The sequence below is a fragment of the Candidatus Auribacterota bacterium genome (genome assembly GCA_026392035.1).
Taxonomy (GTDB): domain Bacteria; phylum Auribacterota; class Tritonobacteria; order UBA1439; family UBA1439; genus JAPLCX01.
Map to the genome: position 1 here is coordinate 19,354 of JAPLCX010000098.1, position 9,841 is coordinate 29,194.

Annotated in this window: 7 protein-coding genes; 2 read left to right on the plus strand and 5 right to left on the minus strand. The window is 52.0% G+C overall.

Translation table 11 applies throughout. The features are described from left to right. Positions 1-9 precede the first annotated feature (9 nt). From NTX71_10930 to NTX71_10940, 3 genes are read right to left on the minus strand one after another with little or no spacing between them, the layout of a single operon-like run. Positions 10-1,416 (minus strand): radical SAM protein, encoded by a 1,407-nt coding sequence (locus NTX71_10930; GenBank protein ID MCX6340410.1) that lies wholly within the window; start codon positions 1,414-1,416, stop codon positions 10-12. After that, positions 1,403-2,044 (minus strand): class I SAM-dependent methyltransferase, encoded by a 642-nt coding sequence (locus tag NTX71_10935; protein MCX6340411.1) that lies wholly within the window; start codon positions 2,042-2,044, stop codon positions 1,403-1,405. The genes NTX71_10930 and NTX71_10935 overlap by 14 nt, the downstream gene beginning before the upstream one ends. Continuing rightward, on the minus strand, positions 2,044-4,029 hold the full coding sequence (locus NTX71_10940; protein ID MCX6340412.1) for a hypothetical protein: 1,986 nt from the start codon (positions 4,027-4,029) through the stop codon (positions 2,044-2,046). Before NTX71_10940 ends, NTX71_10935 begins: the two co-directional genes overlap by 1 nt. Positions 4,030-4,251: 222 nt before the next feature. On the opposite strand from NTX71_10940, the gene NTX71_10945 reads away from it, so the two are divergent. Beyond that, positions 4,252-5,760, plus strand: a complete 1,509-nt coding sequence (locus tag NTX71_10945) for a hypothetical protein (GenBank protein ID MCX6340413.1) — start codon at positions 4,252-4,254, stop codon at positions 5,758-5,760. An 8-nt stretch (positions 5,761-5,768) separates the two neighbouring features. Here the strand turns inward: NTX71_10945 and NTX71_10950 are convergent, their stop codons facing one another. Both NTX71_10950 and NTX71_10955 read right to left on the minus strand, forming a co-directional pair. Next, complete coding sequence (locus tag NTX71_10950) at positions 5,769-7,016, minus strand: radical SAM/SPASM domain-containing protein (protein ID MCX6340414.1); 1,248 nt, start codon at positions 7,014-7,016, stop codon at positions 5,769-5,771. A 252-nt stretch (positions 7,017-7,268) separates the two neighbouring features. Continuing rightward, positions 7,269-7,505, minus strand: coding sequence for a hypothetical protein (locus tag NTX71_10955; protein MCX6340415.1), 237 nt, complete (start codon positions 7,503-7,505; stop codon positions 7,269-7,271). Positions 7,506-8,648: 1,143 nt separating this feature from the next. On the opposite strand from NTX71_10955, the gene NTX71_10960 reads away from it, so the two are divergent. Next, a complete protein-coding gene (locus NTX71_10960; protein ID MCX6340416.1) occupies positions 8,649-9,818 on the plus strand; it encodes an IS66 family transposase in 1,170 nt (389 codons plus the stop codon). The last annotated feature ends 23 nt before the right edge of the window (positions 9,819-9,841 follow it).

Sequence of the window (9,841 nt, forward strand, 5' to 3'; positions counted from 1 at the left end):
GCGAGTATCTCACGTTCGTGAGAATGCGTTTCTTATCAGCGAGAGAAGTCCGAGGATGTGGCGCTTGAAGTCCCACAGCGAGTACATTGAGAACAGCCTCTGGAGTAGGTAGCTGGGCCTGAGGTAGAATTTGAATATCGCCTCCCGCTTGAGTTCCATGATTTTTTCACGGGGCAAATGCGTGGTCGCCATCACGGCGTAGGTCCCCGATTGATCCATCTCCTGTACCCCCGGGACAATCATCTTTTCCCGGATCGCCCATCGCCTGAGGGGGGTGAGCATCCGCGGCACCGGCACATTGAACGAGGCGTAGTCACACCTGAGCTCTTTTGCGAAGTTTATCGTCTGGCGGATGCTGTCGGTGGTGTCTCCGGGGAGGCCGAGGATAAATGTCCCTACCGTGATGATTCCCTCTCCTCGGCACAGGCGGAAGGCCTGGCGCGCCATGTCGAGCGTTGTCCCCTTTGCGCTCTCACGGATGATCCGCTCGCTCCCGCTCTCGACGCCGAAGATGATCGTGTGGCAGCCGGCGCGCTTCATGATTCTGAGCGTGTCTCTACTGATCAGATCAACCCGCGAGAAACAGACCCACCCAAATTCAAATCGCCGCTCGATCATTTCGGTGCAGAGCTCGTGCGCGCGCCCTTTCATGGCCCCGAATGTTTGATCGGAGAAGTAGATTTCTTTGATCCCGAGGGAGTTGACATGGACAAGCTCCGCCATCACGTTCTGAACACTGCGGTACTTGTAGCCGAGCTGGCTCATGATGCAAAAGGTGCAGGCGTAAGGGCAGCCGTAATCGGTGAGCACGGTGACGAACGGTGATCTCCGCACGAACGGGTAGGTGTACCTCCGGTTGGGGAAGAGTTCATGGCGTGGGATGGGAATCTCAAATTTGCCGCGCGCCGGATGACGCTCAGCAGCGATAACGCCGTTCCTGTTCCTGTAGGCCAGTGCCGCGAGCGGCGTCGTCCCCTCGGGGTGGTCAAGGTAGGAGAGGATATCGGGACTGGTGAAATCCAGGCAGATGGCGTTGAGCCATTGTTGCTCGTGGAGTATCTGGGCGCTGTCTTCCATGAACAGATCGCCGCTGCCTATGAACATGGCAGGGGTGCGAGCGCGGAGATCGCGCATGAACGTGAAGTCTGATTCGCGTGATGCGGCGCCGGCAAGGAAGACAATCGCTGCGTATTTTGCCGAGAGGATGCGCTCGATACAGCTTCGCGGATTCATCCTCTCGATGATGGCGTCAAGGACATCCACCGAGCCTCGCGTGCTGAGTATGCCGCTCAGGATCACCAGGTCTACCGGCTGATAGGTATAGTGTGCCTTGGACACCTTACTGCAATAGTAGTCCCTGATATATATCCTGTTGCCTGGTGGGTTGAGGAGTAAAACGTTTTCAGTATGCGCCATCGGGTGATGCTCCTTCGGCCTTCTTTCTCAGTACGAAGGCCCACCAGTCATGCGGACCGTTCCTGAAGGGGTAGTCCCTCAGCAGTGTGAAGCCGGAGGGGAAGAGAGAGTTATACGCGCTCGGACACCGCACATGCTGACCCCTATCGAGCCTTACTAATACCCGCCTGGGGATAAGAAGAAAGCGGAGGAAGCGAAAGAAGAGTATGGGTTCGGCGAGCAGGAGTGTCCCCCCCGGTTTCAGAACGCGATGAATCTCCCGAAGGACGTGCGAAACCTGCCTGTCGTCAATATGGTGCAGGAATCCCAGGCTGAGCGCCCTCTCGAAGCTCCCGCTTGCGATGGGCAGGCTGAACGCATCGCCGATAATGAAATGCCCACCGCTGAAGTTTTTCACCGCGTAGGAAACATACACGGGGCTGCTGTCCACACCGCAATAAAATATGTTTTGATCGGCGTAGAGATCTCGTGAGTAAAAAGCTGTCCCGCAGGCGATATCGAGGATCCGCCGCGCCTGCGGGGAAACAAGTTCATGGCGGATAGGCGTGAAGTCCCCCGAGATATGCGTGCGCATCAGGTTGAAGAGCGCCGGATTCTCCAGCAGTTGATTTAAGAATTTCCGGAGCATCAGTACAGTCCTTTATACGGAGAGAGAAATCCTCTCTCCACGAGCTGCTGGTAGAGAGGGAGCGCCGATGAGTTGAAGTCGGGATCGGTGAGGGGAATGACCAGCAGGTAGGCCAGCGATCCCAGTGAAAGCGCGAAAAAGAGTTTCCGGGAAAAGGTTGTGAGATTGAGCACGCGGAGCGAGTGCCTGCCATGGGAGAGGCAGAGGCGCGCATCCCGCTGCTGGCTGATGTTCCTTACCGCGATAATGACGAGAGGGTAGACGGGGACGACAAGATAGTAGACCTTCACATACGTTGAGCAGTAGACGAGAAACAGGTAGGGAAGTAGCGCACAGAGCAGCATGCGCGAGAGCGCATCCTTTTTGAGCAACAAGAAGAGGGGAGAAAATCCAGAGGCAAGGAGCAGCCAGCCGGTAAAGAGGGGAATATCGAAAGGGGTTCTGCATGGCTCTGCGATCTTATGCCCGAAGCGGACAAGATGCCCCCACCAGATATCCTCACGCCAGATTGGGAGGACGCCCGTGCGATATCCGATCGCGAAGGCGAAGCCGCCGTATATCAGGAGAATGAAAATAATCCACGCAAGTAGCCTGATGGCTCTGGGAAAAGTGATTCTGCCGGCGACCAGGAACGCCCCCATGAATAGGAGAGGGAAAAGGATGCCATGGAAACGCGTGAGGGAGGTGAGGATCGAAAAGAGCACGAAATAGCCGTACCGTTTCCTCCACAGGAAGTAGAATGTGAGGAGGTAAAAAATCGCGAGGAGGGTGTCAACCGTCTCGACATACTTGAAGCCGCCGAGTACGGCAGTCTGGCAGGCGATCGCGAAGGCGGGCATGCACGCGAGGCCTGTAGTGATCCTCGGGTTGTCGTATCCGCAGAGAACGATCACGCATAGGAAGAGGATGAAGAGTTTGCCCAGGTAGAGCAGCTTGATGTTGGTGAATCCCCCATCCGTGAGCGAGATCATGATGGAGTCGGTGAGGAAGTCGAGTGGAGGAGTAATGATGGTGTACGCGGCCACGCCCGGCCGAATGTCCCAGGTATAGGTGAACACCTTTGTACGAAGGTTCGAGGCGAAGTCAATAGACTCGATGGCGTCGAACATCGGGCCGAGCCGGACGAGCTGATATTCGGTATTTATGTACGATGAGAAGGAGATTTTGTCGAGGCCCGACAGTTCATCCAGGATGAGGGAGCCATGTCCCATGGGCGGGGCGCACGATAACTCCAGGGTGTTTTCACCGGGCTGGAGGGTAACCCACTCCAGGATTGAGTACCGGTGTGCGCGGGGAATTATGTAGTCTGTCCGGAGCGGAATGCTCCTGGGAAGCTCGATGCTCCGGATCTGCTTCCCGTTGAGCGAGAGAGAAACTGTCGTGGCCTCGGGAGATTGGAAGAGAAGCATCAGGTTGAACGGCTGAGGCGTGCGGGAGTAATTATGATAGGTGAGCGTGGCGGGAATTTTCTCAAGCACATGGCGCCGCGTGCCGGTCTTTTTCAGGCCTGTGCTCCGGGTGAGCGCTGCTGAGTTGATCTGTGCCTTTGGGAAATCCCAGTTCACAATCATCCCTGACCGCATCCCCTCTCCCTCGTCGAGCAGCCAGTAACGGTCCAGGGGGGTGGTGAAATAGGAGCGGAAGCAGAAAAAGAGGGCGACGCACATGGCGGCACCCGCGATGAGGGGGATGGTATATGCCTTCAGGTCATTGTCTATGCTAAGGGAGATTCCCCTACAGGCCTTGAGGATCTCAGCGAGAAACGCGAGGCAGAATATCGCCGGGAGGAGATTTTGCCAGGATATGCTAAAGCCGAGGATCTTGATGGCGGTTGTTGCACAGGCGAGCAGAATGATGTTGAGCCCAAGAGAGCGGAAGAGAAATTCGGAAAGACGCAGATTCCGTTTTTTCGAGAAAATGGCGGTCCAGTGAAGGCCGGGGGTGAAAAAGATTATATACAGCGATAGAGGAAGTAACAAGGTCATCGCTAGAAAATGGGGGAGCGAGATACTCCTCACAATTATGAAAAGAAGAAAGCAGGGAGTAGTGAAACCGTAAAACGATACCCGTATCAATGCTGTCCGAATTAGTTTTGCCATGGTAGTAGTGACGTTGCTATTGTTTATTTGCTATTATATATCTTGATAAGAGTATAGCATTGAAAACCTTACTCACGCATCCTAAATGAGGAACCACTGTCTGTCAAAATGATGACTGATGAGATACATGAAAAATCAGATTTAGTTGGGAAAAATCTGCATGTGTGCGGTTGGAAGTTGATCCTAATCTTATCGGCGCTCGCTGGATACACTATGGCGCTGGGTTATTGCTACAACAGCTACTTCCACGATGATGCATTTATAACTTATCAGTATTCAAAAAATTTGGCTGAAGGTAACGGCCTGGTTTTTAATGTCGGAGAGCGGGTGCTGGGGACATCTTCTCCTTTTTATGCACTCCTTCTAGCAGTGTGTTACCCAGCGGCACGTAATAGCCTGCCTGTCTTGAGTAACTACATGGGTTGCCTTTCCATAGCTATTTCGGGCTTCCTCCTGTTCCTATTGCTATGGCAATCAGGGAAGCCTTTGGCGGGAACTCTTGCGGGAGCTTCCATTTGCCTAGGGATGGGCAGGGCATACTTCCACCTTGGGCTGGAAACTAACTTTTTAACGGCGATTCTTATAGCTGTTTATTATTCCTGTTTCAATCGCCGCTATACACTCGCCTCTGCAATTATGGCAGTGGGTATTCTCACAAGATATGATTCTGTAACATTTGCCATCGCCATCTTTGTTATATTCACTCTGAGAGAAAAGCACATCTTTTTGAAACAGGCATTGATCTGTCTGGTCTTGATACTACCTTGGTTTGTTTTTGCTTATTATTATTATGGTCTGTTAACTCCTACTGCGCTTGCAGCTAAGAGCGGGACATGCTCATTTCGGGAGTACCTATTAAATGCGCTGTATAATATTGAGGATACGATTTTCATGCCCGTGAAGAATGTTATATCTGCCAGCTACCCGTATCACCCCATTTCAGGCATATTCCTCCTGGGAATCATGGCGTATGGCGCGTATTCACTAACTGAGGTGGATATCGCATATTCATTATTTCTTATCTGGCCGATTGTTCAGATAATATCATACAGCCTGATTGGCGCCCCCGGAGACCAGCTCTGGCACTTGTATCCGATATATCCTTTCTTGATTGCGGTGTATTTCACAGGCCTTTTAAACCTTCTTGGACGAATACCAGACATGAGGATTAAGGGGAGATATGAAATACGAGGTTTCCCGGTGGTGGCTGGCATCGTCATCTTCCTTTATCTCTCAGGTTCGTTTCTTTTAGTTAAAAAACATGTGCCGCATTATCAAAATTCCTTCTGGTCAGGAGGAAGGGCGAAGCAATACAGGGAGGTGAGTGATTGGATAATTGCACACACCCCTCCGAACGCATCGGTGCTCAGTACCGAGGTTGGAATGATAGGTTTTTATACGGACAGGCGAATGATAGACTGGTTTGGATTGATAACCCCTGGTCTATTTTTTCATCAGGATAGCAAGCGCACGCCGTTGGACGATATCTTAAGTAAATATTCCCCGGACTATCTTCTCCTTGATATTGACCATAAGCCTGTTGCGGCTTATGTGAGGGTTAAAGAATTTGACCGCCAGAATTTCATTCACTTCGCATGTTTCGTACGAGAGCATTAGAAAACTCCTCATCTGGTTATGGTAAAATATTCTTTTAAGAATGCAACGGCGTCCTTGATGGGCTGCTTTCGCAACCCTTTCTGTGCGAAAGTGAAATAGCATCCCTTACACAAGGCAAGCTCATCCGCCTCGCGCTGGATGAGCTTTTGCCTGAGCGCAACCATCTTCTCGCTGTTCCAGCACCCGTACAGGGTGTCCTTTTTCACATCGCCGAGCACGTAATCTCCCCAGAAATCCATGCAGCACGGCACGATCCTCCCATCGGCGAGAACCGTGAGCCCGAACCAGGCGATGTAGCAGGGGATCCTCCTGCCCATTGCGAACTGTACGTTCGTTATCTTCCCCCCAAAATTGTGCATCGGGTTCAACCTGAACCTGTTGACGCGGAGCCCCTTGAACTGGCGCTGAAACTGGTCTTGCAAGGTGGTGTCGAGTTGGTCGGGATTGACGATCGTTTTTATTACGACGTAAGGGAGACGGCTCTTGAGATGTTTCTTTAGTTCGAGGAATCTCCGAATGTTCGCGACGACAGTCTCATAGCGTGCGCCGACACGCACCTTCTCGTACGATTCCTTGTCGAATCCGTCTACGGAGAAGGAGATGAAGCTCAAGCCGCTCCCGATTATCTTTTTACCAAGCTCCTCAGAGAGAATCGTCGCATTTGTGTGGAGGCGTGTGATGACTCTGTTGCGCTGTGCGTATGCTATCATCTCGGAAAGCCGCGGGTGGAGGAGGCTTTCGCCGATCACCGCCAGGTTGATGTCGAAAACATACTCCTTGATTTCATCGATTATTTTCTTATACAGATTAAAATCCATATAAGCGGGGACGAGCGGCCTGACGCTCTGCGGGCAGATCGGGCAGCGGAGGTTGCACACGGTTGTCAGATCGATCCACATCCGAAAAGGCGGCTGGGAGCAGATGGGGCGCTTGAGTTTGTAGTCTCTGGAGAGGGCCAGCACCTGTCGAAATGCCCTGATGTGATTCATTACGGCAGTATAATAGCATTTTATAAACAGCTTATCTAGAGGTGCTATTTTTGAGATAATGATGACCGTGCAGCACGGACATATCAGGGGGGTTTCAGGTGCGCGGCATGAGAGCATTGTGCGAACGGGTGAAGGAACAGTGGCGGGAATTTTCTCAATCATATGGCGCCGCGTGCCGATCTTTTTCAGGCCGGTGCTACGGACGAGCGCCGCTGAACCGATCCGTGCCTTGGGGAACTTCCAGTTCACGATCATCCCTGACCGCATTCCCTCTCCCTCGTCGAGCAGCCAATAACGGTCACGTGGTGTTATAAAATAGGGCTCAAGCCGGATTTTTGTGAAGAATACATCAGGCACATGATACATAACATGTTGCTCATGAATGAGATCAGGGCGATCAGATCGGTACACATACCCTCTCCCCCTTGAGGGAGAGGGCAGGGTGAGGGGGAAATACAGCCAAAAGCTCAAAGCGGAAAGCGTAAGGTATGCTCGCTTTCAACTTTCAGCCTTCAACTTTCAACTGTAGTTCCACCCCCTCCTGACCTCCCCCTTCACAGGGGGAGGGAGATAGAGCATGCTCTTGGGATCACAAAAATCCGGCAAGAGCCTAAAATAGCTATAAAAGCAGATAAAGAGGGTTTGTTCCATCCGGCAGGTGGCGATATCAACGCAATCTATTGTGTAGACGAATCTTCCGGCGAGCAATTCGCCAACCAGCGAGCGGCCAACCAGCGAGGATACCTGTTGCGTCAAAGAGAAAAGTACTCGTAGTCGTAGCAGCCTTTCTCTCTTTTTTTGCTTCTTTTTTTCTCTCTTTGTGAATAGTGTGAATAAGTGGATAACACCGCCATCCGAGAACGCATTTTTCTCCCCACAGAGCTCGTAGAAATCTGCTCTGACTACAATGCAGTTGCATACACCATGTCCTCCTCGGCAACCTTTTGCCACTTCACCAAATCGCATTTTGAGGCTGCGAGCTTGTAAAGCTTTTCTTGAAGAGTAAGCATGTCCCTTCGCAGTTTGGCAGGATTAAGCGTAGCGTACCTATTCCGGAGCATTTTTTCACCTCGTCCGCGATATGCTTTGACGATCCTGCTCGCGCAAAAGGCGTCAGCGGCCTGTCATATTTCTTGACCACGTTGCTTCCGATCCGGATTTTCTCGGTCAACTTCATCTGCGGCTGAAAGAAATTGGCATAAAACCCGTAGAGCTCATACAGCGTGTTCAACAACTCAAGCTCTTCCGGCGTAATGGGTCAGTTTCGGTAGGGTAGAGTGATAAACAGGGGGTATGTATTTTTTCTCTTTTTTTGCTTGTGCGCATGTATGTAATATAGTATCCATTAAGCATGAAAAACGCATTCCGCAGTACCCATGTTCAAAAAGATGTCTTTCTAGCCGAAGTGGTGGAACTGTGGCCGATGGCCAAGGGGTCTCTGGCAGAGGTGCGAAAGCCCTGTATTCGACCGTCCTGTCCGGTATGCAAACGAGGAGATAAGCACCCGTCATTCATCTTCTCCTTTATGGAGGGAGGCCGACGGAAATGCATGCATGTGCCACGCGAGCTTGTGCCGCGACTACGACAGGCGATCTTGAACGGTCGCCGCATGGAAGAACGGTTAGTGCAGACAGGATGTAACATGATTCGAGAGTACCGCCACCTGCGCGATCTGCATCAGCATCGAAGGAGAGAGGCGTGAGATATTGTCCGGCATGCTTTGAGAAGCAGCAGAAGATCGATGCGCTTCAGGAACAGATCGTTTCCCTGAAAGCAAAGCTGCGCCTACAGGAGCGGACTGCGAGGGAAGGGTTTTTCGGCTCCTCAACTCCTTCTTCTCAGATACCGATAAAGCCCGATACCCTGGCAGAACGTCAACAGAGGTGCGGTGGCGCGCGTGTGGGACATCCGGGGCACGGGCGCCGCTCAATCGTGAAGGGAGAAGCTGATCGAATCGAGCGGGTGCCTGTGGAAAGGATATGCCCGAGATGCGGTGCTCCCATGGAAAACAGGGGGCTCGATAGGCGTACAGTCACGGAGTGTATCCCGATAAAGATGGAGAAGGTTGAATTTGAACTTGAGCACAAGCATTGTACGCACTGCGGCAGGTCGTTCCATGCACGCCCCCCAGGAGTAATGCCCAAGTGCCTCTATGGCAATCAGCTATTCACCCATGTGGCAATACAGCATTACATCCACGGGAACCCACTCGGCCAGCTTGAACGGCAGACGGGCATCGGTTACAGCAGTTTGGTAGACGCGATGCACCAGCTCGCCCGCCACCTCAAGGGAGTGCCTGAAAAAATTATCCAAGAGTACCGAAAAGCCGCGGTGAAACATGCGGATGAGACAGGTTGGCGCAGCGATGGACAGAATGGCTATGGATGGATCTTCTGCACGCCGGACAGCAGCATCTTTCGCTTCCGCAGAAGTCGTTCAGCACACATTGTCCGAGAAGTGCTCGGTGAAGAATCTTTGCCGGGAGTGCTCGTTGTCGATCGGTACAGCGCCTACAATAAAGCGCGGTGCGCGATCCAGTATTGTTATGCGCATCTGCTCCGCAATGTGAAGGATATCGAACAAGAGTTCCCCGACAACGCGGAAATCCACAATTTTGTAGAGACGTTCGGCCCATTATTGAGCCAGGCTATACATCTCCGTACCCTCAATCTTTCAGATCGCGAGTTCAAAAGACATGCGGAGGAGATCAAAACAAAGATCATCAGTGCCGTTCACCAGGAGGCGCGCCATCCAGCCATCCAAAGCATTCAAACCATCTTTCGAGAAAAAGCGGAACGGCTCTACCATTGGGCGGAAGACCCGCATATCCCCGCCGACAATAATCTGGCCGAAAGGGAACTTCGCCCACTGGTCATTGCACGAAAAGTCAGCTTTGGTTCTCAGTCAGAGAGAGGGGCGGAAACGCGCGGTATACTGATGACCATTCTCCATACACTACGTAAAAGAACCCCCGATGTCGCTGTCGCTTTCAAACGAGGCTTGGATAAACTTGCCGAAAACCCGTCACTTGATCCTTATGTTGCCCTTTTCGAACTAAACTCATCCTGACCCTACCAAAACTGACCCATTAC